The sequence below is a fragment of the Lagierella sp. genome, from assembly GCF_029983815.1.
Classification (GTDB): Bacteria; Bacillota; Clostridia; order Tissierellales; family Peptoniphilaceae; genus Mediannikoviicoccus.
In genome coordinates this window covers 1-26617 of record NZ_JASBYU010000009.1, presented here as the reverse complement: position 1 = coordinate 26617, position 26617 = coordinate 1, and the positions used below count along the sequence as shown (strand labels likewise).

The window sequence follows — 26617 nt, the reverse complement described above, 5'->3', positions numbered from 1 at the left end:
CCGAAATGGTCTCCCTAAACTGTTAGTATTATTCAATATCTATATATTCGTCGTTGTCTTTTTTGCTGGTCTTAGGTAGATTGATTGACAATATACCATCATTTAATTTAGCTGTTAAATTTTCTCTAGTCACATTTTCAAAGTTTAAAGTACGAGACATGGAACTGTACTTCATTTCCTTGTGTACATACTTCTTGTCCTTAGAAGAGTCATCTATCTCTTCTTTCTTTTCAGCAGTAATAGTCAACTCACCATTTTTCAACTGAACTTTAATTTCGTCCTTTGTAAATCCAGGTAATTCTGCTTCAACTAAATATGAATCTTCTAAATCTGATACATCCACTTTAAAGTTTGTGTTTACTGATAAGTTAACATTCTCAGTGAAAAAATCATCCATAAAATTATAGAAATCGTTAAATTGACCCTTCAAAGGATTTCCTCTTCTTGGTGAAATTTTTTTAAACATTAAATCAACTCCTTGTATAACTTTTCTTGTAATCAAAATTAGACCTGTACCTGTTTCTAATAAAAAATTATACTTTTTCTCGGTTCTAATTCTGTTTAGCCTTAGGTAGAAGCAAACTTACCCTAAAATTATTATAGAACAAAAGTCAAAGAAAGTCAAATCAACTAAAATATCTATCCAAACCTTTTTTTAGTGGTGGAACTAATAAAAAGTATAGAACACCATTGCCTAGTCCGTGAAGTAAATCAAAGTACAACCCATTTAGATAGTAGATAAAAAAATTATCTGCCTTTGAAAAACTTGCTGCGGTAAATAGGGAAATTATAAAACCATAGATAAAACCTGAAACAATTGAAAAGATACTTTGTAGAAGATGGGACTGTCTAAACTCTTTAAAAACTTTTAGTAGAAAGGCTATTAGTATTATTGTTGCAAAGCTAAGAATTTGGTATATTGTCCAAGGTCCAAAGCCAAGGTAAAGATTGGAGATAAAGATTACAAGGAAGTTTAAAATAAGCGCTTCTACAAATCCAATGTAAATTGTTGCAAATATTAGAATTGTAGTCACTGGTTGGATATTGGGGAAGGGAGCCATCAAGATTCTTCCGGCAATGGTGGCTCCTGCAATCACACCCAAAAAAGTAATTTTTTTATTACTCATTTTTCAATTCTTCTAATCTAAATAAGACCTTGTCGCCGTCTTTAAGCTTGTACTCATTTGCACCCACTTGTGCCATCTCTCCATTTACCTCATAGAGCCAGTACTTGTTCTTATCGGGATCTTGGGATTTTTTTTCGATGGATTCAATGAATCCGTCTTTTTCGACGATATCTAAATTTCTTTTCATAATGTCCAAAAGCTTTTCGTCTTCGTTAAATTCTAGAGTTTCTTCTTTAAACTTTTCTCCATCTTCTACTAGTTCGATGGTAGCTTTAGATTCATAATCGCCAGTTGTTGAACTTGAATCTACATTGTTTTTTTCACTACAACTGGATACTCCTAAAACTAGTACAATCATCGTAAATAATAATAAAATCTTCTTTTTCAAAACAATTCCCCCTTTTTTTGAATGATGATAAATATATTTTAGCATATTTTAATAAAAGATTGTAAAGGTTGATAAAATATTGAAATTTATTTGTAAAAATCCAAAGAATTTTAGTATAAGTATTGGAAAATTCAGCGGTTTGTAGTATAATTAATTTCAAAATTTTGAAAGAAGGAGGAATGTAAATTGAAAAAATCAAGTAAAAATTACTTGGTAATAGGCTCCATGCTATTTGGACTCTTTTTTGGCGCAGGCAATTTGATATTTCCTGTATTTATGGGTCAATTGGCAGGAGGTAACTATGTACCATCTCTAATTGGTTTTTTAATCACTGCTGTAGGCATGCCCTTTTTAGGTGTACTTGCCGTAGGTTACAGTAAATCTGAAGACTTATTAGATATGACAAAGAAAATAAGTAAGGGTTTTGGGTATTTCTTTACAATTGCACTTTATTTGACAATTGGTCCGTTCTTTGCCCTCCCTAGACTAAGTACCACATCATTTGAAGTAGGGTTAAGTAGCAATATTTCAGGGGATAATCATGGTATTATACTTTTGGCGTTTACTTTTGTTTTTTATTTAGTTGCCTTATTGTTGGCCCTTAAGCCCAATAAGATTATGACTTATATAGGAAAGGTATTAAATCCGATTTTCTTGGTGGTCCTATCTATTCTATTGATCTTCGCATTTTTTAGACCTATGGGAAATCCAAGTGTTCAAGCGGTGACCGATTTATATAGTATTGCTCCTTTTTCAAAGGGCTTTGTGGAAGGTTATAATACTATGGATGTTCTGGCAGCCCTCGCCTTTTCGGTAATAGTAATAAACGCTATAAGAAGTTTAGGGATAGATCAGCCTAAAGAGATTGTAAAATACACCATTAAATCGGGGGTTGTGACAATAGTATTGATGTCCATCATCTACTCTGCCCTTATATTTATGGGGGCCTCAAGTCTTGGGGTCATGGCACCATCGGAGAATGGGGGACTTGCACTTGCTGAAATTGCAAAGTATTTCATGGGCACATCCGGTCAACTGCTATTGGCAGTAATCGTTACAGTTGCATGTTTAAAAACCGCTACGGGACTTATAACTGCTTGTTCAGAAGTGTTTAATAAGATATTTCCTAAAGTAAGTTATTTGGCCTTTGCAATAATAATAGCTCTAATATCCTTTATCATATCCAATGTGGGTTTGACTCAGATAATAAATTTATCCTTGCCGGTGTTGGTGTTCCTTTATCCCCTTGCCATAGTTATTATAATTTTGGTGTTGATTTCGCCACTATTTGATTGGGACATGTCCGTCTATAGGATAACTTTGTTGTTTACAGGAGTTACAGCTGTTTTTGACGCTTTTTCAGTATTACCAGAGGCCTTGAAGAATACAAGATTTATTGAAGATGCATTAAGCTTTGCCTTAAGATATATCCCGCTTTTTAGCATTTCCTTTGGATGGATAGTTCCTACTGCTATAGGGCTGGTATTTGCTTTATTCGTTAGGTTTTTAAAGAAAAAGAATCTTCATCTTTTAAGAAGGTTTGCCCTATTTTTACAAATTGTTGCAACTATATTTCTATTCCAAGGCATTTATAAGTATTTTAAGAAGGAGGCATTTTCATTTTTCCCTGTATTTGGATTTATTGTGTTTATCCTTAGTATCTTATTTAGGTATTTGATTTTAAAGGACAACTTCTATGTACAGCAAAGACAAAAGAGTAGACCTGCTCAAATATTGAGTAGATTTGGTACGGTCCTAGGCTTTGCAGCTCTTTATTTCTTACCTAATGATGGATTTGTGAATTCAATTGTAGGGGGAATATTATTTAATCTTGGAGTCTTATTAAATGACAGGTATTTGAAATACTACACCCAAGTGGAATATAATAGATATATGAAGAATAGATGATTGAAAGATGGTAGACTACCATCTTTTTTTCGAATTCGATAAGAGGAATGGTTCTTTTAGGGTTAAAAGTTCCTATGAACTAAATCAATATGGAGATAATATGGAAATTGTTTTACTTAATATGTGTATGATATATGATCCAAAGACTGAAAAGGTCTTGGTTTTAGATAAACCTATTAAAGAGGGCTGGGAGGGACTGACCTTTCCAGGAGGTCATGTGGAAAAGGTGGAATCCCTTTATGATTCATGTGTAAGGGAAATAAAGGAAGAGACTAATTTAGATGTTTTTGATTTGAAGCTAAAGGGCATTGTTCAGTGGTATGAAAAGAGTACGGACATAAGGCTATTGTCCCATTTGTACTATACTGAAAACTTTTGTGGAGAGTTGATAGACTCTTGTAATGAGGGTAGGCTTTTTTGGATGGACTTAAAAGAGTTCATAGATGTAAAGGAAAAGTCTGCCTCCATGGACGAAATGTTACAGGTGTACCTTGGAAAGAGTCAAGAGGTTGTCTTTTATTTTACAGACAATAATAGTGAAGGCGTTAAATTTTTCTAGGAGGTCGATATTATGTCTTCAAATAATCTGTTGGAATTAAAGGATAGGATAAAGAGGTCAAATAATATTGTGTTTTTTGGTGGAGCTGGTGTTTCCACAGCTTCGGGCATACCAGACTTTAGATCCGCTACAGGACTTTACAACCAGGAGAACAACAAAGGATATAGTCCAGAGTATATGTTAAGTCATGAGTTTTTCGCCCAGCATCCAGATGAATTTATGGACTATGTAAAGAACAATCTGATCTACGATGAAGCAAAACCCAATAAGTGCCATATTGCTCTGGAGAAACTTGAAAAAATGGGGAAACTAAAGGGTGTTATTACGCAAAATATCGACTCTTTACATCAAATGGCAGGAAGTAAAGAGGTTGTAGAGATCCATGGAAATTTAAGGGATTATTATTGTACAAAATGTGGGAAGCTCTTTGACATAGACCAGATGAGAGATAGTGATTTTAAAGTAGAGTGTCCCGACTGTAAGGGAGTGGTTCGACCGGATGTTGTACTCTATGGTGAACCCTTGGATTATAATAATATCTCTAAAGCGATTAATTTAATTCAAAATGCAGAAATATTAATAGTAGGGGGGTCTTCTTTGATGGTCTATCCTGCTGCAGGATTTATAGATTACTTCTCTGGCGACACCTTAGTTTTAATTAATAAGACTAAGACAAATTACGATAGTAGAGCGGATTATGTGTTCTACGAAGATATTGGAACTGTGATGGAAAAATTGGCTGATATCCAGCTATAAATAATAGGTATACCCAAAAGACCGGCATTTCGTTGACTTTGCTGGTCTTTTTTTCTATACTCATATTATTAATTTCAAAAAGGGTTTTGAAAGGAGGAAAGGACTTTGATAGAAGTAAAAAACCTGACTAAAGAATTTTCTATAGGGGACAAAAAGTTCAAAGCTGTAGATGATGTTTCATTTAGGGTTTCACCTGGGGAAATCTACGGGATAATCGGTCTTAGTGGAGCGGGAAAGTCTACGCTTATAAGATGCTTAAATAGGCTTGAAGAACCAAGCTCAGGCACTATAATAATCGACGACAAGGATATTACGTCTATGGATAGTAAAAGGCTTTTGGAAGAAAGAAAGGAAATTGGGATGATCTTTCAGTCCTTTAACCTATTTAACCAGAAGACGGTCTATGAGAATATAGCATATCCTTTGGAAATCAGTAATATTTCTAAGACTGAGATTAAAAATAGGGTTGAAAAGCTTCTGGAATTCGTAGACTTATTGGAAAAGAAAAATGCTTATCCTTCTGAAATATCCGGTGGGCAAAAGCAAAGGGTGGCCATTGCGAGAGCCATAGCTATGAGGCCGAAGGTCTTATTAAGCGATGAGGGAACTTCAGCTTTGGATCCAGCTAATACTAAGCAAATTCTCGAGCTATTTAGAAAGATTGTAAAGGAGCTAAACACCACGATAATCATGATTACTCATCAGATGGAAGTTGCTAAGGATATTTGCGATAGGGTTGCTGTAATGGAGAATGGAAAGATAATAGAGGAAAATACGGTGAAGGGGATCTTCACTAATCCAAAAAACAAGAGGACCATATCCTTTATTGAAAATCTTATTGAACCAGATGAATCCCTATCATGGAAAAAGACACAGACTGAGGGAAAGCTACTAAGATTGTCCTATGATGAAAAAACTTCTAAGGAACCAATTATATCGGATTTGATTAGAAGCTTTGACTCCCAAATCAACTTGATCCAAGGGAAGATAAATTCTGTAACGGGAGAATCCATGGGTTATATGATAGTTGAAGTGCTAGGTGACAATGAGGAGTTAGGCAGGATTTTGGATTATTTAGAAGAAAAGAGCGTTAAGGCGGAGGTGTTATAATGAATTTTTCAGAATTGTTCAATTTGGTTGCACCAGAAACCCTAACTACCATATATATGGTGCTTTTAACAGGAATTATTTCTATTGGCATCGGTATTCCCCTTGGTATACTTCTTACTGTAAGTAGACCCGATGGAATAAGGGAGATGCCAACTTTATACAAAATACTTGATACCATAATCAATATATTTAGATCTATTCCCTTTGTCATCTTAATCCTATTGGTCATACCTTTGGCAAGGCTTCTTATTGGTCGTTCTACAGGGACTGAGGCTTCGATTCTTTCTTTATCCATCGCAACCATACCCTTTGTTGCAAGGTTGATGGAGGGCTATTTTTTAAGTGTGGAGAAGGGGCTTATAGAAGCTGCAAAATCCATGGGTTCAACCAATGGGCAAATAATAAGCAAGGTAATTATTCCAGAATCCATGCCGGCAATAGTTTCAGGTATTACTATGACTATTATCAATGTGATTGGATATTCTGCCATGGTAGGTATTTTAGGTGGTGGAGGTCTTGGGCAATTGGCCTATAGATATGGCTATCAAAGAAGGATGTATGATGTACTTATAATATCTGTAGTGGTAATCATAATAATAGTTCAAATAGTCCAGCTACTTGGGACTTATATAAGCAAAAAAATAAATAAAAAATAAAAGGAGAGATCTATGAAGAAGAAAATTTTATATATTATACTGGCAATAACGATAATTGCATTAGTTGGATGTAAGGGAAGTGGAAATAAGGAAGCTTCCAATAAGGATGGTCTTGAAGTGGTCAAAGTTGGAGCTTCTGCAGTTCCCCACGGCGAGATTCTAGAAGGGTTAAAGGATGAATTTGAAAAAGGGGGTATCTCAGTGGAGGTTGTACCCTTTGATGACTATATTATGCCAAATACCGCTTTAGAAGAAAAGACTATCGACGCAAACTTCTATCAACATAAACAGTATTTAGCTCAACAAATCGAAGAGTTCGGATACGATTTTGTAGTGGCAGGGGAAATTCACTCTGAACCAATGGGAATCTATTCTACAAAATACAAATCTCTTGATGAAGTGCCGGAAGGGGCAGAGGTGATAATTCCAGATGATGTTTCCAATGGAGCAAGGGCTTTACAGCTTTTAGAAAAAGAGGGTTTGATCAAATTAGATGACAACACAAACATCAAGGCAACTGAGAAGAATATAGTAGAAAATCCAAAGAACTTGAAGTTTACCATAGTTGAAGCTGCAAATATAAATAACACCTATCAGGACGTGGATTTAGGAGTGATAAACTCCAATTATGCATTGCAGGTGGATTTAAATCCTGTAAAGGATTCACTGGCAATAGAAGGTAACGACACTCCTTTTGTAAATTGTATAGTAGTTAGAAAGGGAGATGAAAATTCAGAAAAAATTCAAAAATTGGTAAAGGTATTGCGTTCAAAGGAATCTGCAGACTTTATAAATGAAAAGTATAAGGGTGCTGTAGTACCGGCATTTAATTAATAGAATACTAAAAAATCGAGTCTTTCGTATTGAAAAACTCGATTTTTTCTATTCTAAGGATTTCTTTATACAGTTTAATAGTACTTTTATAGCTTCTTCTATCTCATCCATTGGAAGTGTGGAAAATCCTAACAATAGCCTTGGGAAAAATTCTTTTACACCATAGTAATAGTCCCTTAGCATATCGATTTTAATTCGATCTTTTTTTAAATTTTCCTTTAATCTATCCCTACTTATATTTTCGTTTATTTCAAGAACCATGTGAAGACCGCAGTCAGTTCCATGAAGTTGTAGATTTAGATTTGACTTTTCAATACAGGAAACAATTTTTTTGTGTTTTTGTCTATAGTAGGTTCTAGTCTTATTGAGATGTTTATAGAAAAAACCCCGTTCCATCCACTCTCCAAAGGTCTCCTGAGTAAAATAAGAGACAGGACATGGGTAAATGTCTTTTATTTTATTGTACTTATCCATAAGTCTATAGGGCAAAATCATATAGGATATCCTTAGTGCAGGAGAAAATGATTTGGAGAAAGATCCCATATAAATAACCTTGTCTCGATTGTCCAAGGACTTTAATGCAGGGATTGGTTTTCCGCTATATCTAAACTCCGAGTCGTAGTCGTCCTCTATAATATAGGAATTGTAATCATAGGCCCAGGACAGTAGATCCAGTCTTTTTTTCATAGGATATATTATTCCGCTGGGAAATTGATGGGAAGGGGTGATAGTCACAAGATCTATTTCCTTTTCAATCAACTCCTCAATCTTAATACCATCATCATCTAATTCTATAGGATGATATTCGAATTTTGTCCTATTGAGATATCTTTCTATCCTTTGGTACCCAGGGTTTTCTAGGCCAAAGACCCTATCCTCCTCCATAAGCTGTAATAGTATTTGATATAAGGCTTCGGTTCCAGATGAGATTATCATCTGTTCAATGGAATATGAAAAACCTCGGGAAGAAAAGAGATAGTCCTTGATGGATTCTCTTAAGTTAATTGACCCTTGGGAAGGTCCTCTGCTGGAAAACAAGGTGGGGTCTTTGGAAACTTCCTTAAAGGCCTGTTTATAACTGGTGGCATCAAATATATCTGGGTCTATTCCCGCATATGAAAAATCATATTCATATTCAATCTTTTCTTCGGTATCTTCTCTGTTTTTCCTAAGGGGAGTAGAGCGAATTGGAAGTTGTAATTTTTCAACATAGTGTCCACTTCTCTCCAAAGAGTAGATGTAACCTTCGACCAATAGTTGAGAATATGCCTTATCAACGGTGTTTTCAGAAATGTGAAGGTATTTCGCGAGTTTCTTTTTAGAAGGCAATTTATCTCCAGGCTTTAATGACTTATCGTGTATTCTCTCTACAATATATTCATAAAGCTGCTCATAGAGATAATCCTCCTTGTTAAAATGTATGGTAAATAGATTCATAAAAACCTCCTAATAATATTGTAATGTATCTGACCCCCTTTTAAAAGGAATAACTGCTACTACAAATGGGTACAAAAAACTGTTATTATTATCTCGAGGTGATTATATGAATAAGTCTAGGACTTTAGTTTATACTGGTTTAATGATTGCCCTTGTTGCTATAGGAACAATCTTAATCCGTATTCCTTCTCCTAAGTCCGGTGGTTATCTGAATCTAGGTGACGGAATTATCAATTTGAGTTCTTTCTTATTCGGACCATACGTTGGAATGATATCCGGGGGAATAGGCTCGGCTCTAGCGGACATAATTGGAGGTTACTCCCACTATGCGCTATTTAGTCTGGTGATTAAAGGGGCAATGGGATTTTGTGTTGGCTATAGTCAAAGGATAGCAAAGGGTTTAAACAAAACTACTATTTTAGCACTGGTAATAAGTGAGTTAATAATGGTATTTGGATACTATTTAGCCAATATGTTCTTTTCGGGAACTGTGATGGTTGGACTTGCTTCCATACCTGCAGATGCTATTCAAGGGGTTTTTGGGATGGCGTTGTTTTTAGTAGTAACAAAGACCTTGAACCTAGAGTCATTGCAACAAAAGTTGGAAAGATAATTACATTCACAATCACACTTCATAAATTTCCTTAAAACATCGTTACAGTATTACTGTAGCGATGTTTTTTACCGTTGATTTTGTTGAGTTTTGAATATAAGGTTGAAAAAGCTAGGGTTTTATTGTAGAATAGAAGCAATTGAATAGAAACTGTGATTAGGAGAAACCTTTGATTCGAGCTCAGAGAGCTGTCGGTTGGTGAAAGACAGAGGAGATAGAAGGGGAAATGGCCTATGAGTTTTAAACTATTGAGGACTATTTATAGTCGAATTAGAGTGGTACCACGAATGACTTCGTCTCTATGTATGAGACGGAGATTTTTTTATTGTATTAGAAAATACTGAAGTCTTTCATGGCTTGATTTTTGGAGGGAATATGAAAAAGAAAAGTTACTATTTAACTACGCCAATCTATTATCCCAGTGATAATTTGCATGTTGGTCATACCTACACTACCATAATTGCAGATACTTTAAAAAAGATTAAAAAGATGCAGGGATATGATGTACATTTTACTACTGGAACCGATGAACATGGTCAAAAGCTACTGGAAAAGGCAAATGAATCGGGTATAACACCCCTTGAATACATCGATCCGATTGTGGAATCGGCAAAGGAATTGTGGAGGAAACTGGATATTGATTATGATGCTTTTGTTAGGTCTAGTTCTAAGGAACACGAAAAAAATGTACAAAAGGTATTTCAAGAGCTTTATGACAAGGGCGAAATTTATAAATCTGTATATAAGGGAAATTATTGTGTGCCATGTGAAGCTTTCTGGACTGAAGCCCAGCTGGTGGAGGGAAAATGTCCTGACTGTGGTAGACCGGTTGAATACCATGAAGAAGAGACCTATTTCTTTAGGTTATCAAAGTATACTGATAAGATAATTCAATTATATGAAGATAATCCAGAGTTTCTAAAACCAGATTCCAGAAGAAATGAAATGCTTAACAATTTCTTGAAGGAGGGACTTGAAGATTTATCTGTAACTAGAACTTCCTTTGATTGGGGTGTACCAGTTCCCTTTGATGATAAGCATGTAATTTATGTTTGGATTGACGCATTAACCTGTTATTTAACTGGTATTGGATATGGACAAGATGAGGAGAAATTTAATAGGTATTGGCCAGCTGATGTACACTTGGTGGGAAAGGAAATTGTTAGATTCCATGCTATAATATGGCCAGCTTTACTGATGGCTTTAGGTTTAGAACTTCCAAAGTCCATTATGGCCCATGGCTGGATACTCTTTGATGATGATAAGATGAGTAAATCCAAGGGAAATATTGTGTATCCAGAGCCGATTATCGACCTTTATGGTAAGGATGCTTTGAAATATTTCATATTGAGGGAGTTTGTTTTTGGAAATGATGGAAATTATACAAATGAAAAATTCCTACAACGTATAAATTCGGATTTGACCAATGATTTGGGAAATTTAGTATCTAGAACTGTCACCATGGTAGAAAAGTATTTTGGTGGTGAAATTCCACAACCAATCGAAAAGGAAGAAATCGATAATGATCTTATTCAAATTGCAGTTAGCACCGTAGCTGATGTAGATAGATATGTTGAAAAGATGGCCTTTAGTTCTGCTTTGGAAGCCATATGGAAGTTGATTAGACGAACCAATAAGTATATTGACGAGACAGAACCTTGGGTATTGGGTAAAAATGAAGACAAGGATAGATTATCCACAGTTCTTTATAATTTAATGGACTGTTTGAGAATTGTTAACATTTTAATTCATCCTTTCTTAACGGATACTTCATATAAGATAAAAGAACAGATTGGACAAGAAGAGATAAGTTGGGAAGAAGCCTCCCAATTTGGTCTTACAAAGGTAGGAACAAAGGTTAAAAAGACAGAAAATCTATTCCCACGATTGGATATTCAAAAGGAAATTAAGAGGCTTACTGAAGAGAACCAAAAGCTTATTGATACAAGAAAAAAGGAAAAGAAAGCAGCTCAAAAGACAAGTGGTAAGCCTGAAATAGAGATAGATGATTTTGATAAGGTGGAATTGAAGGTCGGCAAGATAATAGAGGCAAAGCCTCATCCAAATGCCGATAAACTATTGGTTTTCAAGGTTAAAATAGGTTCTGAGGAAAGACAGATAGTATCGGGAATCAAAAAATGGTATAAGCCAGATTCTCTTATAGGTAAAAAAGTGGTTGTTTGCACAAATTTAAAGCCAGTTAAGTTAAGGGGCGTTGAATCGAAAGGGATGCTTCTTGCTGCCGACTTTAAAGATGATTTAACTTTACTTTCTACCTTGGATGATATTGAAGATGGAGCGGAAATATCCTAATGAAATCTATAATTGACAGTCATGCCCATTTAGATGACGAGAAATTTAATGAAGATAGAGATGAATTGTTAGAGGAGCTTAAGAAAAAGAACATAGCCTATGTTATAAACCCTAGTTCTGATATGGCAAGTAGTGAAAGGGTTGTAAAACTTTCACAAAAATATCCCAATATCTTTGCTGCTATTGGAATTCATCCCCATGACGCTGAGACCTACAAAGAAGGGGACTTAGATAAACTAAAAGAGCTTTCAAAGTCTGAAAAAGTAGTGGCAATTGGTGAAATAGGATTGGATTATTATTACGATAATAGTCCTAGGGAAATTCAAAAAAAGATTTTTAAAAAACAGTTGATGCTTGCATCAGAACTGGATTTGCCAGTAATAATTCATACAAGGGAGGCTATGGGCGACACCTTTGAGATTTTAAATGAATTTAAGGATAAGGTAAAGGGGGTTATGCACTGCTATACTGGATCCATTGAGATGGCAGAAAGATTTATGGACCTAGGATTTTATATTTCCATTGCAGGGCCTGTAACTTTTAAAAATGCTGTAAATGTCAGACAGATGGCAAAGGAAATCCCTCTTGATAGGCTTTTAATAGAAACGGACTCACCTTACTTGTCTCCAGAGCCAAAGAGGGGAAAAAGGAACGATCCTACAAATGTAATCCATGTTGCGGAAAAATTGGCTGTTTTAAAGGGCGTCTTTTTGGACGATATCATAGAAAATAGTAGAAAGAACACCATGGAGCTATTCTCTTTAAAGGGTTTGGTGTTTAATGATTAGAGAGGTTATCGTAGTTGAGGGAAAGGATGATATCGCTGCAGTTAAAAGAGCGGTTGACTGTGAGATAATCGCTACTGGCGGATACCACTTTCCCAAGGACCTTTTTAGAAGAATTAAAAAGGCTTATGAAAAAAAGGGCGTTATTGTGTTAACTGATCCAGACTATGCTGGTGAAAGGATAAGAAAGATTATAAACAAAAGAATCCCCGGAGTTAAAAATGCCTACCTACCTCAGAGGAGAGCTATTAAAAAAGATGATATTGGAATAGAGAATGCTTCCCCTAAGGATATTTTATATGCTTTAAAAACTGCAAAGGCAAGCTATGAAAAACCAAGGGATGAATTTTCCTATCAAGACCTTATAGACTATGGTCTGACTGGTTTTGGGTCGAAGGAATTACGGGTGTATATTGGTGAGTACTTCTCCATAGGATATGCAAATGGCAAGCAATTTTTAAAAAGATTAAACAATTACAATATAGATAGAAAACTATTGGAGGAGGCTATTTTAAAGTATCATGGAAAATAGATTATATAGGAGTTCATACTTAGCTCAAGTGTTAAAAAAGTTTGACTTTTCCTTCTCTAAGAGTCTAGGTCAAAATTTTTTGGTAGATGGAAATATTGTTAGAAATATTGTATCGAAATCCAATATTGATAAGGAAGATATCGTCCTTGAAATTGGTCCAGGCTTTGGAACTTTGACTGAGGAATTGGCATTAAATGCAAAAAAGGTTATTTCCATTGAAAAAGACCATCGCTTAATGGAGGTTTTGGACTATACCCTAAGGGATTTTAATAATGTTAAAATTTTGAATGAGGATTTTTTAAAAACCAACTTGCATAGCCTTTGGGAAAATGAGGCAATGGGTAAAAAGTTTAAAGTAGTTGCCAATTTGCCATACTATATAACCACTCCAATACTTGAAAGAATAATTGAGTATAAAGATTACTTTTCTACAATAACCGTTATGGTTCAAGAGGAGGTAGCAGACAGGGCAACTGCCAATAAGGACAATAAGGACTATGGGTCACTTACTTTGTTTTTAAAATATAATGCTAGATCTGAAATTTTGATGAAGGTTCCACGAAGTGTCTTTATGCCAAGTCCAAATGTAGATTCTGCCATTTTATATTTGGAATTGACAAAAGCAGATAGAGATATTGATGAGGACTTGTTATTTAAATTTATTAAATCTGGATTTACAAAAAGAAGAAAAAACATTATGAATTCACTTAGTTCAGGTTTTGTCAACATAGACAAGAAAGACCTTAGGAACATATTGGAAGAACTAAATCTTTCCACAAATTTAAGGGCTGAAAATCTGGATTTGGAAGATTTTATCAATATTACAAAAAAATATGAAAATATGATTAAATAAAAATTCTCTGGGTATATTTATGTAAGAGTAGAAAGGAGATAGATATGGAAAACGTAGTTGTTTATTCAAGTAACACTTGTCCTTATTGTGTTGCAGCAAAGGACTTTTTAAAGAGTAATGACATTGAATTTACTGAAAAAAATATATCAACTGATACAGATGCTAGAATGGAGCTTATGAAAATGGGCCATATGGGGGTACCTGTTATCATAGTTGGCGAAGAAGAAGTAGTGGGTTTTGATGAACCTAAGTTGAAAAAATTATTGGAGCTAGAATAAAACAAAGTATTTAAAAATTTGAGTTTAAGTTTTATATCACAGTTAAATCTTAAATATCGGTTATTAGATAAAAGTAAAGTACAAAAAAAGGAGGTTTATATAAATCTCCTTTTAGTATCTTATATGTAAAGGGAACGCCTAAGCGTTTAATTCCCTTATTAACTTGTCAATATCCAAGCCATGAACCAGTGCGGCTTCCTCAAGGGACTCCATTTGACTGGAAGGACATCCAATACATGGCATTCCATTATCTATGAGGATGTCTACTGCGTCAGGATAGGATTTTATTATATTGTTGATTAACATATCTTTAGTTATCATGGCAATAACCTCCTGTCTATATAATAGTACAATTGGGAAGGAAATTCAAAGCTAATTACATAGTATGTTCTATACTTGTTAAATCTATTATAAGAGGAGAGAAAAAATGAAAGTTACAGTTAAAGATGCTGCAGTTAATGAATTGAAGAGGTTATTAGAAAGTACTGGTAAAGAATATTTAAGATTTGAAATAGGAGCAAAAACCTGCTGTGATTATATATTTACTTTGATACCAAGTGAAAAAACCGATAGAGATGCGGAAATGGAAGACTCTGGTATTAAATTTTTAATCTACGAAGATATAAAGGATACCTATGAAGAGGCTATAGTCGATTATGTTGCAGAGGGTTTTGCAAGAGGGTTAAAAATAGAATTGAAATAGCTTAAGGCTTTAGCCTTTTGCTATTCAAAAAGTGTTGACTTTTTTTAAATATTATCGTACAATGGCAAAGCATAGTTGACTTTAATGATCATATATGTTAAAATAGACTAGAATATATAGGATTTATGCCTAGGAGGGATAATATTGTCTAAGTATATGAGTTTGGAAGTCTTGAAGAATCAAGTTGAAGAGAATATCGGAAAGAGGGTAGTTGTAAAAGCCGATAAGGGACGGAACAAGATTATAACCAAGACAGGGGTTATAGAAAATGTGTTTCCTAGTTTATTCACAATCAAAATAACTAACGATTTTGAGCAAGAGAGGACAATTTCATTTACTTATTCAGATTTGCTCACATCAACTGTTAAGTTGCAATTATGTTAAGATATATTAAAAAACGACTTTAAGTCGTTTTTTTTTACCGGATTTGCAATAATGGAGAAATATAATGAAATTTAAATCATATGGAAAGATTAATCTCTCTTTGGAAGTTTTAAACAAAAGGGAAGATGGATATCATAATATAGATACTATTATGCAATTTGTTGATATATATGATGAATTGGATATAGAAAAAACCTTTGGAAAGGAATTGGAAATCCAATGTGATCTGGTGGATTTTCCAAAGGGGGAAGATAATTTAATCTATAAAGCTTGGGAAAAACTAAAGGGTCTTTATAGTGGTAATCCAGGTATAGCGGTCAAGGTCAAGAAGAACTTGCCTATAGCTGCGGGTATGGGAGGAGGAAGTTCCAACTGTGCATCGATGATGGAGGGACTTAACAGGCTTTGGAAACTAGGATTATCTAAGGAACAGCTACAACGATTAGGTGGGGAAATTGGTTCAGATATACCGTTTTTCTTTGAAGAGGACACCCTAAGAGCTAGGGGCAGAGGTTTTGACTTTGAGAAGATGACTTCTCTACAGGGTTTACCTATAGTGATAGTTAACAGTGGTTGCAGGATTTCTACTCCATTTGTATATTCTAAGGTGGCTTTTGCAAAAAATAGAAAAATGGATATCCTATTGGAATCCCTTGAGAGTGGGGAAATTGACAAGGACTTGTTTTTTAATTCCATGACAGAGGTCTCTTCCACGGTATGCCCAGAAATTAAAAAGATTATCGAAAAGCTGTATAGTTTAAATAGTAAGGTTGCACTTATGTCTGGTTCGGGAGCGACTGTGTTTGGAATTTTTGATGATGAGAAAATGTCGAAAAAGGCATTTGAAATATTAAAAGATAGGTATAAGTATGTTTATAACACGAGAACTATTAGGAGAAGTAATGAAGGATAGATCCATAGGAATATTTGACTCAGGGTATGGTGGTTTGACGGTTTTGCGGGAACTTCTTAAAATTGCACCGAAGGGCCACTATATATATTTCGGAGATAATAAAAGGGTTCCCTATGGAGATAAGAGTAAAGAAAAAATTGTGGAATTGTCTAAAAAGGCAGTTTCTTTTTTAGAAGGCCTTGATACAAAGGCTATTGTCATTGCCTGTAATACGGTATCTACAAGGGCGCTAGAGGAATTAAGGGAAGTTTCCGTTCTACCTATAATAGGTATTGGTGAGTCTGGGGCCAAGGGAGCAATTGAAAAGACCGAGAATAAAAAGGTTTTGGTTTTAGCAACAAAAAGTACCGTCGAGGGAAAATTATACGAGCATCGTATCGGCGATATAGACCCAAGTGTTGAAGTTAGAGGAGTTGCATGCCCTAAATTAGTACCGATTATTGAATCGGATTTGAAACCAGAAGAAAAGAATGTTTTAATATTAGAGGCTTTAAGGGAATACAGATCAAAAGCAATTGGATTTGATTATGATACCATTATTTTAGGGTGCACCCACTATCCCTACATCCTGGATGAAATAAGGGAAGTTTTTGGTAAGGACAAGGAAATTGTCAACCCGTCCTATGAACAGGCAAAAAAAGTGTTGGAGTCGTTTCCAGAGGAACTCGATAGAAAAGAAGGATCTTTAGAAATTTACACTTCAGGAAATAGGGGTGATTTTGAAAAATTTGCTAAGGATTACCTAAGTCTAAACGTCCTAAGAGTACATAACTTTAATTTTTAGGAGGGAAAAGAATGAAAAAATTTATTTCGTTATTATTAGTTATGTTGTTGATAACTTCCTGTGCAAATAAGGCTGGAAATAACCAAAGTACCGAAAACAAAGAGGGAAAAAAAGTTGTCTATACTTCCTTTTATCCTATTGAATTTGCTACTAAGGAAATTGTTAAGGATAAGATGGATGTAAAATCTGTTATTCCCGCTGGGGTAGAAGTTCACGACTGGGAGCCTTCTCTTAAAGATATAACAAAGATTAAGGAATCAGATCTAGTATTAATCAATGGTCTTGAACTTGAAGATTGGCTAGATGATGCAAAGAAAGTTGTGGATGAAAAAAAGATTGTTGAAGTTTCTAAGGATATAGAACTTATCAAACCACAAGAAGAGGACCATGATCATGACCATGATGAACATGACCATGACCATGAGGAAGAAAACCATGAGGAAGAAAATCATGAAGGACATCACCACCATAATCATGGTGAATACGATCCACATATATGGCTTTCTATTAGAAATTATGAGGTAATTGCTAAAAATATTTTTGAAGAGGTTTCAAAGATAGATCCAGAGAATAGGGGTTTTTATGAAGAAAACTATAATTCATTAAAGAAATCTCTCGAGGAATTGGATAAAAAATACACTGATGGTTTTAAGGAAAATAAGGGTAAACATATTATAGTGCCTCATGAAGCCTTTGGTTATATGGCTAAAGACTATAATCTGGTTCAAGTGCCTATAGAAAATATAACATCAGATTCTGAGCCGGATTTAAAGACGATTGCAAATATTGTGGATTTGGCTAAGAAGGAAGGAATTAAGACGGTATTCTATGAAGGAGAGGACTCTGGAAAGGTACCTAAGACGATTGCTAAGGAAATTGGAGGAGAGGCAAAGCCAATCCATACTTTAGAATTTATTACAGATGAACAAGAAAAGAATGGCGACAACTATTTAACTTTGATGGAGGAGAACTTCAATAATATCATGGAGTCATTTAAATAATGGAAAATATTGTGGAACTAAAAGATCTTTCTTTCGGCTATAAGAAAGATCTTTTAAAAAATGTAAATCTAAAAATAAAAAGTGGAGAATTTGTAGGGATAACTGGAGATAATGGTGAAGGTAAGACCACTCTTTTAAAGCTTATTCTAGGACAGTTAAAACCGGATAGCGGACAGGTAATATTGGGGGAAAACTCCGACAAAAATGTATCTATTGGTTATCTGGAACAAAGGCTTGCTGAAAAGAATATGTCTTTTTCCATTACTCCCGAGGAGATTATCTCTTTAAATCTATATGATGAGATGGGATTTTTTAAAATTCCATCAAAGAAAATCAATTCCAAGGTGAACAATGCACTATCTATGGTAAAGATGTGTGAAAAAAAGGACTATGATTTCAATAATATGTCCGGTGGTGAAAAACAACGAATTCTTATTGCAAAGGAATTAGTTGACAACCCGCAGGTTTTGATTTTTGATGAGCCAACGGCTGGGATAGATAGCGACAGTAAGAAAATATTATTTGGAATTTTAGAGCATTTAAATAAATTTCACGGGATTACAATTTTAGTGGTAACTCATGAGATGGAGTTTTGTAAGCCTTATTTTTCAAGGGTTTTGAGAGTTAAAGATCAAAGGGTGGTGGATGTGCTATGAGTATATTTGATTATGATTTTATTTTAAAATCTTTTTTAGCTGGACTACTTATTGCACTATCGATACCTCTAATAGGAACGATTATGGTATGTAGGAAATCCTCTAATTTGGGAGATGCCCTTTCCCATAGCTCACTGGCAGGAGTTGCCTTTGGTCTTATTATAGGTATTAACCCTGTAATAGGCTCGATAATATCTTGTCTGATCGCGTCTTTATTCATAGACTTTTTAAGAAAAAAGTTTCCGAAAAATGCCGATATGGCCATTGCGATTGTAATGAGCCTAGGAGTTGGATTGGCTGCTGTAGCATCCGATTTTATTCCTGGTTCTAAGAGTTTAAACTCCTTTCTTTTTGGTTCTATTGCAGCTATTAGTAATCTTGAACTTCTTATAATAGCGCTTATTACCTCTTTTGTTATTTTCTTTTACATTAGATACTATACTGGTATAGTCTATATAATCTTTGACGAGAAGGTAGCGTCTTTAACTGGGTTGCCTGTAAGGCGGTTGGACTTTATGATTACTCTTTTGACGGCGCTTTCTGTAGGTATGGGATCTAGAATTGTAGGAGTGTTGACCATATCATCTTTAATGGTACTCCCGGTTGCAGGAGCTATTAAAATTTCAGCATCCTTTAGAAAAACTGTAATCAACTCAGTTATGCTTGGAGTACTATATGTGATTTTAGGACTTTTATCATCTTTTTATCTAAGCTTAAAACCTGGAGGTAGTATTGTGATAATTGGAGTGGTCACTTTAATAGCTATACTTATGGTAAAAGGGGACAAAAATTAGAGTGGGAATTTTTTGTATAAGCTTATACTTATTTTTAGGTTAAAAAAACAGGCCTCAAATCGAGGCCTAAGAATTGTTTTTACTATTAATTAATTTGAAGCTAAGTTATCAAAATAACCTTGTATAAGAACAGCAGGTGTACCTTTATCTCCTGATCCACTTACTAAGTCCGATAATGACCCTAAAAGATCTGTGATCTGTCTAGGAGTGGTACCTAGTGAAGCGTTCTGTCCAACTAGATTTTTATCTTTCTTAGAGATTTTGTCCTTTAATGTTACAAGGGCTTCATCGGCGTTTAAATCTTTCAAATCCGTATCTGCAATGTATTTGATCTTCAATTCATTTGGTGTTCCCTGTAGGTCCTTTGTAAAGCCTGGTGATACGACTGGATCCGCTAATTCCCAAATCTTTCCAACGGGGTCTTTAAAAGCTCCATCTCCATAGATCATTACCTGAAAGTTTACATTATATTTCTTTATCAATTCATCTTGTAATTTTTCAACGAATTCTTGAGAATCTCTAGGGAATAATTTAATTGAGTCCTCACTTGACAAATTGGAACCGTAAAGTCCATAAAGTTCGTTATATCCACTTCCATCAACGGATTCATTTAACATATCGTCAAGACTTAGCACAGTTTCTAATCCTAATTCTCTGAATATATTCTTATAGTAAAGTCTATCGTGGATATTACAGATTAGAATTTCTTTAGACAACTTTGCAATCTGTTCGGGATTATTTGTAAAGTAAACTTCAATATCTTTATTTTCTCTAAATCCCTTATAAAGGTCGACATAATCTATTCCGGTGAAAATATGATAATTTTTTTCTCCGACTAAATTTCTAAATTCCTCTTCATTTAGTATATCGTTATAAATATTTATATCCTTACCAATTAACAAGGACTTATCAAAAAGAGCATTACCTACTTCGTCAGAAGGAAAATTAAAAAAGATTTTAATTTTTTTATCGGTCTCTGCTATAGCCTTCATGATTATAGAAAATCTATTTCTACTTGTAATAGGGAATACCACACCAATTTCTTCCTTGAATTTTCTGTTGAAATCACTTTTAATTTGGTCGATGGTTGCATAATTTCCTTGAGCGCGTGCTAGTATGGATTCTGTTATTGCAATGACATCCATATCTCGAAACTCGATATTATCTTCTCTATGAACCCTATCCAAAGTATCCACCATAATTTCCAGTAGATTGTCTCCCTTTTTTATGATTGGAGTTCTTAACCCTCTTGCTACAACACCTAAATTTCTCATATTTCCTCCTATTATCGAATAATCTGCTTTTCTGTTATAATCATATCAACAGGTATATCGTATGAATCTATTGGAAGTTCTGGCAATACTTGGAAATCATAAGCCAAAGCCACCACCAATGGACTGGAGTTTAGCGACGCAAAAAAACGGTCGTAATACCCTCCGCCATATCCAATACGATACTTTTCCTTTGTAAAAGCTACACCTGGCGAAATGACCAAGTCTATAATATCATTATTTATAGGAATTCGTAAATTTTTTTTTGGCTCTCGAATTCCATAGTATCCTCTTTCTAAATCTTTACTTAGATCTTCGATCTTACAAAGATACATCTTTTTATCTTCCTTATCTATATAGGGAACATAAAGATTTTTCTTTTGTTTCAGAATTTCTGAAAGGATGTCACCTACATTTATTTCAGAACCAAAACTCACATAGGAAAAAATATTTTCATGCTCTTCAATAAATTTAAGATCTTTAAACCTTTTGACTATCTGTTCATCCATTTTTTCTTTTTTATCAAAAGGCAATTCATCTCGCTTTGAGATGATTTTCTTTCTTATGGTTTTCTTATCCATACTACCACCTCTAAGCTTATTATACCTAAAAAACCAATTATTTAACAAAATATTAAAAAAATGTAAGAATTAGGAAGAAAAAGTAAAAAAATTGGCGTTTTTTGTAACCGTTTTGTAACTAATTGTAAATCCTGTGATATAATTATTGAAGTGAGATAAGAGGTGATGCTTTGATAAAATTTAAAAATGTTAGCAAAGTTTATAAAAACAATATTGTCGCACTGGATCATATTGATTTAGAAATAGAGCAAGGAGAGTTTGTCTTTATCATAGGTGAAAGTGGAGCAGGAAAGTCTACTTTGTTAAAACTTATGTTAAAGGAAGAAAATCCAACAAAGGGATACATCTTCATGTTTGGAGAAGATGTTACCAAATTAAGAGCTAGACGAATTCCTATGTTAAGGAAAGAAGTAGGTGTAGTCTTCCAAGATTTTAGACTTTTGGAAAACAAGACGGTCTATGGAAATTTACAATATGCAATGGAGATTTTGGGATTTTCCAGAAAGAGTATCAAACAGAGAATACCGGAACTTCTACAAATTGTTAATTTAGAAGGAAGGGAAAGAGCCTTTCCGAATGAGTTATCAGGTGGAGAGCAACAGAGGGTTTCAATAGCAAGAGCCTTGATTGTGGATCCTAAATTGCTAATTGCAGATGAGCCTACTGGAAATCTTGATCCCATTACTTCATGGGAAATAGTAGAAGCTCTTGAGGAAATAAATAAAAAGGGAACTACCGTTATTATGATCACCCATGAAAAATCAGTGGTGGATAAGCTAAAGAAACGTGTTATTCACTTGAGTAAGGGTAATATAATAAGGGATGAAATAGGTGGCAGTTATGAAGGGAATTAGAATATTTTTTGCCACTCTTAAAGAAGGTATAAAGAGTCTATGGAGCCATAGGGCCATGGGGTTTGCTTCTGTTGTATCCATTATGTTAGCGTTAATGATACTTGGAGCGATGCTGATATCAGCCTTAACCCTTAATCAGTACGTTGTTGACTTAAAGGGAAAAGTTGATCAAGTTATTTTATATCTAAACCCTGATGTGGAACAAAGTAAAATAGACGACATTAGAGATAGATTGGACAAAAGTCAATACATTAAAAATGTTAGATACAAATCCAGTAAAGATGCTTTGGAAGAATATAAAAAAACTATAGGAGAATCTGATAGTTACATACTAGAAGGTTTGGAAAAAGCATTACCACCATCCTTTGTAGTATCATTAAATAAATTGGACCAAGCCAATGAGTTTGCCAAAGAAGCCAACACATTGGATGGAATCGTAAAAGTAGAGTACTACAAGGACACTGTAGAACGAGTTATGAAAATATCAAATTACGTTCACATCGGTGGAGCGATAGGCGTAGGAGCTTTAGTGATAATCTCTATATTTATTATCTCCAATACTATAAAACTTACGGTTTATGCAAGAAAGAAAGAAATTGAAATCAAGAAGTATATTGGAGCTACAAATAGAGTTATAACTGGACCTTTCATAGTAGAAGGTATGGTCTTTGGACTAATAGGAGCGCTACTTGCCTATGGAGTGATTTACTTTGGTTATGGATTCATTTTTGAAAGATTTGCCGAATCTGTTAAACGGACATTGGCAGGGTATTTAATACCTTTAGAATTTTTAAAAATGGATATTTTAATTATATTTTTGACTTTAGGAGTTGGAATTGGTACAATAGGTTCGTTATTGTCCATTAGAAGATACTTAAGAGTATAGGGAGGATGAAATTGGAGAACGGTTACTGTAAGAAAAAGTTATTGACAATCGCATTGGCAACATCTTTGACTATATCATCATGTTTTGCTATTAGCCATAAGGGCTTAGCAGCGTCAATAACTGAAATGGAAAGCGAAAAAAACAAAGCTATTCAGTCAGTAGATGATTTAAGAAATAATATTAACAATCTAGAATCTGAAAAGAATCAACTTTCTGATGAAGTTTCAGAACTAGACAATAATATTGCTGCATTGGAAGCTCAAATAAGGGAACTGGAAGCTCAAATTTCTCAGTTGGAAAGTGACATTGAAAAGACATTAGAAGAGATCAAGGCACTTGAAGAAAAGATTTCTACAAATCAAAAAGAATTTGAAGAAAGAGTTTCGGTTATGTATATGAATAGTCAAGTTGGTTACTTAGACATCATATTCTCATCTGAAGATGTTGATGACCTTTTATCAAAGGCTTCAACTATGAAATTTATTACACAATATGATAAGGACTTAATCAATAGTCTTAAAGATAATAAATTATTGATAGATGCAAAAAAAGATGAGCTTAAAGGTAAAAAGACAGCCCTTGAAGTTACAAAGGCGTCATTAGACGATAAAAATGCACAACTTTATCAATCAAAGGCTGACAAATTGGCTTTAATAACTCAAAAATCTGGAGAACAGGAAGCTAATCAAGTAGAAATAAATAAATTGGAATCTGAAATTCAAGCTTTAGAACAAAATATTTCAAAAGAAAGACAAGCTGAAGCAGAAAGACAAAGACGTGCAAGGGAAGCTGCTTTGAGAAGAGAAAGAGAAGAAGCTGCTAGAAGGGCGAGCCAAGCAAGGGCAAGTCAAGCAAAGTATTCAAGCAGAAATAAAGTTTCTTCTTATAATTCAAACACTTCTTACGCTGCAAAACCAAGCAATGTTCAAAATTCATATACAGGAAATCTTGGAAGTGGCATGTTAGGCTGGCCAGTACCAAGCTCTAGAAGAATTTCCAGTGGTTATGGATTTAGAACTATATCTATCCATACCGGATTCCATACAGGAATTGATATTCCATCACCAATGGGAACACCTGTTGTTGCTGCAGAATCAGGTACTGTAATTTTTGCTGGATATAGCGGAAGTTATGGAAATCTTATGAAAGTTCAACATTCAGATGGTATAGTTACATACTATGCCCATCTATCAGGATTTGTGGCATCCGTTGGTAGTACAGTTTCCAAGGGACAAACCATAGCGTTAATGGGTTCAACAGGAAATTCTACAGGTCCACATCTACACTTTGAAGTGAGAATAAACGGTGCTCATACTAATCCGTTAAATTATGTGAGATAATAAACAATAAAATTGATTTAAAAATACAAAAAAGAGAACTCAAATTCGAGTTCTCTTTTTTGTATTTAAAACTTTAAATTAAAATTTTTCTTTAATGCTCTTTTGAGTTCTTGAAACTATAATTGGAACTAGGAATAGTTGAAGAAGTATTCCTGGCAATGCAGTTACAAAGGAACCCTTAAACCAAATTAATGGATTTGCGTCGAATCCCGCTAATAACTTAGTAAGTGCTAAAACTACTATTGCAGCTACAATTCTTCCAATGATCATTGAAATGATTAATGATAAGAACAACTTGTTGGTTTTTTTATAGATTAATCCAGAAACTAGTCCATATGCCATAAGTTCAAATACCATGATATATAAAATTGGAATTGGTGGCATTGTAAATATAAAAAAGTTGATTATAGGAGCTAAGACTCCTAGCAACATCCCGTACAATGGTCCCAATAGCATGCCGCCGATAAAAATTGGCAAGTGCATTGGTAAAAAGATATTTCCTGGAATGCCAGTACTATGAAATATTCCTGGCAAGGCAATAGCGATTGCTAAAATTATTGCGCCATAAACAGTTTTTCTTGTATTCATAATTACCTCCTTGATAACCATTATACATTAACTTTAAATTTTTGTATAATACATAAGTGTGTGGTACAATCTCATTGATTATGCAAGGAGGAAATATGAAACCGAATTTTTTTAAATCCTCAATTTTAATATTTTTGATAGGATTAGCCTCGAAAATAATGGGGATATTCAGACAGTCCCTAATAGGATATTTTTATGGACAGTCGGTTTATACCGATGCCTTTAATTACGCAAATGAGATAGCGTTGATATTGACAGTGGTGGTAAATACCACGATTCATCTTGTAATCATTCCCATTATGTCAAAAGCAAAAGAAACCTATAACCTAGAAGAAAGGGATGCTTATTTTAGTAAGATTGTAAATGCGGTCACCTTGATAAATGTTTTTTTAGTGATCTTTGTAATTTTATTTGCGGGTAACCTAGTGGAACTTATCATTCCAAATTTTCCAAAAGAACATTTTGATATAACTGTGAAAATGGTTAGAATAATTGCTCCATCTATTTTGTTCCTAGGACTTGTATCCTGTTTTGGAGCCTATTTAAACTCCTTAAATATTTTTGCTCCCTTTGCCGCCGTTGGAATAATTGTGAATTTGACCTTTTATATAGGATTATTATTAGTAGGAAGGTATACAAATATTATCAACTTATCCTACATTACCACATTGGGAGCAATAGCCCAGAGTGTGTTCTTATATTTATTCTTAAAAAGACAAAAATACAAGCATGTTTGGAAGATTGATAATAAAAATGGATATTTAAAAGAGACCATGTACCTTATGGTTCCACTGACTTCAAAAGAAATAATATCCCAAGGAGCAAATGCCGTTATAAATGGAATTATTTCTGGGCTGACAGAGGGAAGTAAAACCGTTCTAAGAACTTCCTACAATTTATTTGGAGCTGTCCTATCTATGTCCATTACTTCCGTATCCACCGTACTTTATCCATCCTTAGCTAAGGCCTTTAACTCAGGAGATAAAGAATTTATAAGAAAAGTAATAGACAAGGGGATAGTCATAACAACTATGATCTTGATTCCATTCACCTGTGGAGTAATACTGTTGGCAAGACCTTTAATCTCCCTAATATATGAAGGAGGAAAGTTTACCCAGGAAAATACGATTTTAACATCTACAGCACTACAATTATATGCTGTTGGGTTCACAGCGGCTGGACTAAGGATATACTTGAATCGTGTGTACTTTGGACTACAAGATACAAAAGTTCCTTTCTTCAACCAGATAATAACAAGTGGATTATATATCGTTGGTAGTTTCATATTGACAAAATACCTTGATTATAAAGGAGTAGCTTTGGCTTTTAGCATATCCTGTATAATAGAAACCCTTATATTGATAGTGCTATTAAAGAAAAAAATCGATGAATTGGATATAAAATACTACTTTATTAGCCTTATTAAAATATTATTTTCTACCTTGATAATGGGTCTAGTCGTCTATTATAGCAATAATATACTGGATAAGATAACAGGTGCGGGAAATTTAATTTTACTTTTAAGATTGATAGGGGTTACAATAATAGGAATTGTAACATATGGATTTGTTCTGTATTTAATTAAATTCGATGAATTCAACAATATTCTAGAGGTTGTAAAAAGCAAGTTAACAAAAAAATAAATTCTTTTAAAAATTCCTTGACAAGGTTAAATAAAATTGATATTATAATTAGGCACTCAGGAAGTGCCTT

31 protein-coding genes are annotated in these 26617 nt (G+C 34.3%); 23 read left to right on the top strand and 8 right to left on the bottom strand.

Annotated elements, in window-relative coordinates:
- Positions 1 to 28 precede the first annotated feature (28 nt).
- The 3 genes from Q1K37_RS05045 to Q1K37_RS05035 all read right to left on the bottom strand — a co-directional run bounded on the left by Q1K37_RS05045 (position 29) and on the right by Q1K37_RS05035 (position 1515).
- Positions 29 to 466, bottom strand: coding sequence for an Hsp20/alpha crystallin family protein (locus Q1K37_RS05045; RefSeq protein ID WP_300410075.1), 438 nt, complete (start codon positions 464 to 466; stop codon positions 29 to 31).
- 160 nt (positions 467 to 626) lie between these two features.
- Positions 627 to 1127 carry a hypothetical protein gene (locus Q1K37_RS05040; RefSeq protein ID WP_300410072.1) on the bottom strand — a complete coding sequence of 167 codons (501 nt, stop codon included), beginning with the start codon at positions 1125 to 1127 and terminating at the stop codon, positions 627 to 629.
- Positions 1120 to 1515 (bottom strand): DUF4430 domain-containing protein, encoded by a 396-nt coding sequence (locus Q1K37_RS05035; RefSeq protein ID WP_300410069.1) that lies wholly within the window; start codon positions 1513 to 1515, stop codon positions 1120 to 1122. Before Q1K37_RS05035 ends, Q1K37_RS05040 begins: the two co-directional genes overlap by 8 nt.
- Positions 1516 to 1701: 186 nt before the next feature.
- On the opposite strand from Q1K37_RS05035, the gene brnQ reads away from it, so the two are divergent.
- From brnQ to Q1K37_RS05005, 6 genes are all read left to right on the top strand, one after another.
- Positions 1702 to 3423 carry a branched-chain amino acid transport system II carrier protein gene (gene brnQ / locus Q1K37_RS05030; RefSeq protein ID WP_300410065.1) on the top strand — a complete coding sequence of 574 codons (1722 nt, stop codon included), beginning with the start codon at positions 1702 to 1704 and terminating at the stop codon, positions 3421 to 3423.
- A gap of 100 nt (positions 3424 to 3523) precedes the next feature.
- Entirely contained in the window at positions 3524 to 3982 is a 459-nt protein-coding gene (locus Q1K37_RS05025; protein ID WP_300410063.1) for an NUDIX domain-containing protein, read from the top strand.
- A 12-nt stretch (positions 3983 to 3994) separates the two neighbouring features.
- A complete protein-coding gene (locus tag Q1K37_RS05020) occupies positions 3995 to 4738 on the top strand; it encodes an NAD-dependent protein deacylase (protein ID WP_300410061.1) in 744 nt (247 codons plus the stop codon).
- A gap of 105 nt (positions 4739 to 4843) precedes the next feature.
- Positions 4844 to 5848: an ATP-binding cassette domain-containing protein gene (locus Q1K37_RS05015; RefSeq protein WP_300410059.1), complete on the top strand. Its 1005-nt coding sequence runs from the start codon at positions 4844 to 4846 to the stop codon at positions 5846 to 5848.
- Entirely contained in the window at positions 5848 to 6504 is a 657-nt protein-coding gene (locus Q1K37_RS05010; protein ID WP_300410056.1) for a methionine ABC transporter permease, read from the top strand. Before Q1K37_RS05015 ends, Q1K37_RS05010 begins: the two co-directional genes overlap by 1 nt.
- A gap of 12 nt (positions 6505 to 6516) precedes the next feature.
- Positions 6517 to 7338 (top strand): MetQ/NlpA family ABC transporter substrate-binding protein, encoded by an 822-nt coding sequence (locus Q1K37_RS05005; protein ID WP_300410054.1) that lies wholly within the window; start codon positions 6517 to 6519, stop codon positions 7336 to 7338.
- A gap of 48 nt (positions 7339 to 7386) precedes the next feature.
- Here the strand turns inward: Q1K37_RS05005 and Q1K37_RS05000 are convergent, their stop codons facing one another.
- Positions 7387 to 8775 (bottom strand): PLP-dependent aminotransferase family protein, encoded by a 1389-nt coding sequence (locus tag Q1K37_RS05000; RefSeq protein WP_300410052.1) that lies wholly within the window; start codon positions 8773 to 8775, stop codon positions 7387 to 7389.
- A gap of 106 nt (positions 8776 to 8881) precedes the next feature.
- Between Q1K37_RS05000 and Q1K37_RS04995 the strand changes: the two genes are divergently transcribed.
- The 6 genes from Q1K37_RS04995 to Q1K37_RS04970 all read left to right on the top strand — a co-directional run bounded on the left by Q1K37_RS04995 (position 8882) and on the right by Q1K37_RS04970 (position 14149).
- The gene (locus Q1K37_RS04995; RefSeq protein WP_300410049.1) at positions 8882 to 9388 is read left to right on the top strand and encodes an ECF transporter S component; all 507 of its coding nucleotides are present in this window, start codon (positions 8882 to 8884) and stop codon (positions 9386 to 9388) included.
- A gap of 375 nt (positions 9389 to 9763) precedes the next feature.
- The gene (gene metG / locus Q1K37_RS04990) at positions 9764 to 11701 is read left to right on the top strand and encodes a methionine--tRNA ligase (protein ID WP_300410047.1); all 1938 of its coding nucleotides are present in this window, start codon (positions 9764 to 9766) and stop codon (positions 11699 to 11701) included.
- On the top strand, positions 11701 to 12489 hold the full coding sequence (locus Q1K37_RS04985) for a TatD family hydrolase (protein WP_300410044.1): 789 nt from the start codon (positions 11701 to 11703) through the stop codon (positions 12487 to 12489). The genes metG and Q1K37_RS04985 overlap by 1 nt, the downstream gene beginning before the upstream one ends.
- Positions 12482 to 13018, top strand: coding sequence for a ribonuclease M5 (rnmV, locus tag Q1K37_RS04980; RefSeq protein ID WP_300410041.1), 537 nt, complete (start codon positions 12482 to 12484; stop codon positions 13016 to 13018). The genes Q1K37_RS04985 and rnmV overlap by 8 nt, the downstream gene beginning before the upstream one ends.
- A complete protein-coding gene (gene rsmA, locus Q1K37_RS04975; RefSeq protein WP_300410038.1) occupies positions 13008 to 13871 on the top strand; it encodes a 16S rRNA (adenine(1518)-N(6)/adenine(1519)-N(6))-dimethyltransferase RsmA in 864 nt (287 codons plus the stop codon). Before rnmV ends, rsmA begins: the two co-directional genes overlap by 11 nt.
- Before the next feature lie 44 nt (positions 13872 to 13915).
- Entirely contained in the window at positions 13916 to 14149 is a 234-nt protein-coding gene (locus tag Q1K37_RS04970) for a glutaredoxin family protein (RefSeq protein ID WP_300410036.1), read from the top strand.
- A 138-nt stretch (positions 14150 to 14287) separates the two neighbouring features.
- Here the strand turns inward: Q1K37_RS04970 and Q1K37_RS04965 are convergent, their stop codons facing one another.
- On the bottom strand, positions 14288 to 14470 hold the full coding sequence (locus Q1K37_RS04965; RefSeq protein ID WP_300410032.1) for a DUF1858 domain-containing protein: 183 nt from the start codon (positions 14468 to 14470) through the stop codon (positions 14288 to 14290).
- Positions 14471 to 14576: 106 nt separating this feature from the next.
- On the opposite strand from Q1K37_RS04965, the gene Q1K37_RS04960 reads away from it, so the two are divergent.
- The 7 genes from Q1K37_RS04960 (at position 14577) to Q1K37_RS04930 (ending at position 19384) form a co-directional block, all read left to right on the top strand.
- On the top strand, positions 14577 to 14852 hold the full coding sequence (locus Q1K37_RS04960; RefSeq protein WP_300410029.1) for an iron-sulfur cluster biosynthesis family protein: 276 nt from the start codon (positions 14577 to 14579) through the stop codon (positions 14850 to 14852).
- A gap of 156 nt (positions 14853 to 15008) precedes the next feature.
- Entirely contained in the window at positions 15009 to 15236 is a 228-nt protein-coding gene (locus tag Q1K37_RS04955) for a Veg family protein (RefSeq protein WP_300410179.1), read from the top strand.
- A gap of 64 nt (positions 15237 to 15300) precedes the next feature.
- Positions 15301 to 16149: a 4-(cytidine 5'-diphospho)-2-C-methyl-D-erythritol kinase gene (ispE, locus tag Q1K37_RS04950; RefSeq protein WP_300410026.1), complete on the top strand. Its 849-nt coding sequence runs from the start codon at positions 15301 to 15303 to the stop codon at positions 16147 to 16149.
- Entirely contained in the window at positions 16139 to 16933 is a 795-nt protein-coding gene (murI, locus tag Q1K37_RS04945) for a glutamate racemase (protein ID WP_300410024.1), read from the top strand. The genes ispE and murI overlap by 11 nt, the downstream gene beginning before the upstream one ends.
- Positions 16934 to 16944: 11 nt before the next feature.
- Positions 16945 to 17934: a zinc ABC transporter substrate-binding protein gene (locus Q1K37_RS04940; protein WP_300410021.1), complete on the top strand. Its 990-nt coding sequence runs from the start codon at positions 16945 to 16947 to the stop codon at positions 17932 to 17934.
- Complete coding sequence (locus Q1K37_RS04935) at positions 17934 to 18590, top strand: ATP-binding cassette domain-containing protein (protein WP_300410018.1); 657 nt, start codon at positions 17934 to 17936, stop codon at positions 18588 to 18590. Before Q1K37_RS04940 ends, Q1K37_RS04935 begins: the two co-directional genes overlap by 1 nt.
- A complete protein-coding gene (locus tag Q1K37_RS04930; RefSeq protein ID WP_300410016.1) occupies positions 18587 to 19384 on the top strand; it encodes a metal ABC transporter permease in 798 nt (265 codons plus the stop codon). Before Q1K37_RS04935 ends, Q1K37_RS04930 begins: the two co-directional genes overlap by 4 nt.
- A gap of 89 nt (positions 19385 to 19473) precedes the next feature.
- Here the strand turns inward: Q1K37_RS04930 and Q1K37_RS04925 are convergent, their stop codons facing one another.
- Positions 19474 to 20658, bottom strand: a complete 1185-nt coding sequence (locus Q1K37_RS04925) for a coenzyme F420-0:L-glutamate ligase (RefSeq protein WP_300410013.1) — start codon at positions 20656 to 20658, stop codon at positions 19474 to 19476.
- A gap of 11 nt (positions 20659 to 20669) precedes the next feature.
- Positions 20670 to 21236: a 5-formyltetrahydrofolate cyclo-ligase gene (locus tag Q1K37_RS04920; protein WP_300410010.1), complete on the bottom strand. Its 567-nt coding sequence runs from the start codon at positions 21234 to 21236 to the stop codon at positions 20670 to 20672.
- Between the two features lie 170 nt (positions 21237 to 21406).
- On the opposite strand from Q1K37_RS04920, the gene ftsE reads away from it, so the two are divergent.
- Genes ftsE through Q1K37_RS04905 form a run of 3 tightly spaced genes read left to right on the top strand, consistent with a single transcriptional unit; the run spans position 21407 to position 24316 of the window.
- On the top strand, positions 21407 to 22090 hold the full coding sequence (gene ftsE / locus Q1K37_RS04915) for a cell division ATP-binding protein FtsE (protein ID WP_300410008.1): 684 nt from the start codon (positions 21407 to 21409) through the stop codon (positions 22088 to 22090).
- A complete protein-coding gene (gene ftsX, locus Q1K37_RS04910; protein WP_300410006.1) occupies positions 22077 to 22976 on the top strand; it encodes a permease-like cell division protein FtsX in 900 nt (299 codons plus the stop codon). Before ftsE ends, ftsX begins: the two co-directional genes overlap by 14 nt.
- Before the next feature lie 11 nt (positions 22977 to 22987).
- Positions 22988 to 24316, top strand: coding sequence for a M23 family metallopeptidase (locus tag Q1K37_RS04905; protein WP_300410003.1), 1329 nt, complete (start codon positions 22988 to 22990; stop codon positions 24314 to 24316).
- Positions 24317 to 24394: 78 nt separating this feature from the next.
- On the opposite strand, the gene Q1K37_RS04900 is transcribed toward Q1K37_RS04905, so the two are convergent.
- Positions 24395 to 24904, bottom strand: a complete 510-nt coding sequence (locus Q1K37_RS04900; RefSeq protein ID WP_300410000.1) for an ECF transporter S component — start codon at positions 24902 to 24904, stop codon at positions 24395 to 24397.
- Between the two features lie 95 nt (positions 24905 to 24999).
- Between Q1K37_RS04900 and murJ the strand changes: the two genes are divergently transcribed.
- Entirely contained in the window at positions 25000 to 26547 is a 1548-nt protein-coding gene (murJ, locus tag Q1K37_RS04895; RefSeq protein WP_300409997.1) for a murein biosynthesis integral membrane protein MurJ, read from the top strand.
- Positions 26548 to 26617: the final 70 nt, after the last annotated feature.

What these genes read in the sequence shown, in the direction of transcription:
- Q1K37_RS05045 (WP_300410075.1), bottom strand. Translation starts at nt 466, where the DNA reads ATGTTTAAAAAAATTTCACCAAGAAGAGGAAATCCTTTGAAGGGTCAA.
- Q1K37_RS05040 (WP_300410072.1), bottom strand. Translation starts at nt 1,127, where the DNA reads ATGAGTAATAAAAAAATTACTTTTTTGGGTGTGATTGCAGGAGCCACC.
- Q1K37_RS05025 (WP_300410063.1), top strand. Translation starts at nt 3,524, where the DNA reads ATGGAAATTGTTTTACTTAATATGTGTATGATATATGATCCAAAGACT.
- Q1K37_RS05020 (WP_300410061.1), top strand. Translation starts at nt 3,995, where the DNA reads ATGTCTTCAAATAATCTGTTGGAATTAAAGGATAGGATAAAGAGGTCA.
- Q1K37_RS05010 (WP_300410056.1), top strand. Translation starts at nt 5,848, where the DNA reads ATGAATTTTTCAGAATTGTTCAATTTGGTTGCACCAGAAACCCTAACT.
- Q1K37_RS05005 (WP_300410054.1), top strand. Translation starts at nt 6,517, where the DNA reads ATGAAGAAGAAAATTTTATATATTATACTGGCAATAACGATAATTGCA.
- Q1K37_RS05000 (WP_300410052.1), bottom strand. Translation starts at nt 8,775, where the DNA reads ATGAATCTATTTACCATACATTTTAACAAGGAGGATTATCTCTATGAG.
- Q1K37_RS04995 (WP_300410049.1), top strand. Translation starts at nt 8,882, where the DNA reads ATGAATAAGTCTAGGACTTTAGTTTATACTGGTTTAATGATTGCCCTT.
- metG (WP_300410047.1), top strand. Translation starts at nt 9,764, where the DNA reads ATGAAAAAGAAAAGTTACTATTTAACTACGCCAATCTATTATCCCAGT.
- Q1K37_RS04985 (WP_300410044.1), top strand. Translation starts at nt 11,701, where the DNA reads ATGAAATCTATAATTGACAGTCATGCCCATTTAGATGACGAGAAATTT.
- rnmV (WP_300410041.1), top strand. Translation starts at nt 12,482, where the DNA reads ATGATTAGAGAGGTTATCGTAGTTGAGGGAAAGGATGATATCGCTGCA.
- rsmA (WP_300410038.1), top strand. Translation starts at nt 13,008, where the DNA reads ATGGAAAATAGATTATATAGGAGTTCATACTTAGCTCAAGTGTTAAAA.
- Q1K37_RS04970 (WP_300410036.1), top strand. Translation starts at nt 13,916, where the DNA reads ATGGAAAACGTAGTTGTTTATTCAAGTAACACTTGTCCTTATTGTGTT.
- Q1K37_RS04965 (WP_300410032.1), bottom strand. Translation starts at nt 14,470, where the DNA reads ATGATAACTAAAGATATGTTAATCAACAATATAATAAAATCCTATCCT.
- Q1K37_RS04960 (WP_300410029.1), top strand. Translation starts at nt 14,577, where the DNA reads ATGAAAGTTACAGTTAAAGATGCTGCAGTTAATGAATTGAAGAGGTTA.
- Q1K37_RS04955 (WP_300410179.1), top strand. Translation starts at nt 15,009, where the DNA reads ATGAGTTTGGAAGTCTTGAAGAATCAAGTTGAAGAGAATATCGGAAAG.
- ispE (WP_300410026.1), top strand. Translation starts at nt 15,301, where the DNA reads ATGAAATTTAAATCATATGGAAAGATTAATCTCTCTTTGGAAGTTTTA.
- murI (WP_300410024.1), top strand. Translation starts at nt 16,139, where the DNA reads ATGAAGGATAGATCCATAGGAATATTTGACTCAGGGTATGGTGGTTTG.
- Q1K37_RS04940 (WP_300410021.1), top strand. Translation starts at nt 16,945, where the DNA reads ATGAAAAAATTTATTTCGTTATTATTAGTTATGTTGTTGATAACTTCC.
- Q1K37_RS04935 (WP_300410018.1), top strand. Translation starts at nt 17,934, where the DNA reads ATGGAAAATATTGTGGAACTAAAAGATCTTTCTTTCGGCTATAAGAAA.
- Q1K37_RS04930 (WP_300410016.1), top strand. Translation starts at nt 18,587, where the DNA reads ATGAGTATATTTGATTATGATTTTATTTTAAAATCTTTTTTAGCTGGA.
- Q1K37_RS04925 (WP_300410013.1), bottom strand. Translation starts at nt 20,658, where the DNA reads ATGAGAAATTTAGGTGTTGTAGCAAGAGGGTTAAGAACTCCAATCATA.
- Q1K37_RS04920 (WP_300410010.1), bottom strand. Translation starts at nt 21,236, where the DNA reads ATGGATAAGAAAACCATAAGAAAGAAAATCATCTCAAAGCGAGATGAA.
- ftsX (WP_300410006.1), top strand. Translation starts at nt 22,077, where the DNA reads ATGAAGGGAATTAGAATATTTTTTGCCACTCTTAAAGAAGGTATAAAG.
- Q1K37_RS04900 (WP_300410000.1), bottom strand. Translation starts at nt 24,904, where the DNA reads ATGAATACAAGAAAAACTGTTTATGGCGCAATAATTTTAGCAATCGCT.
- murJ (WP_300409997.1), top strand. Translation starts at nt 25,000, where the DNA reads ATGAAACCGAATTTTTTTAAATCCTCAATTTTAATATTTTTGATAGGA.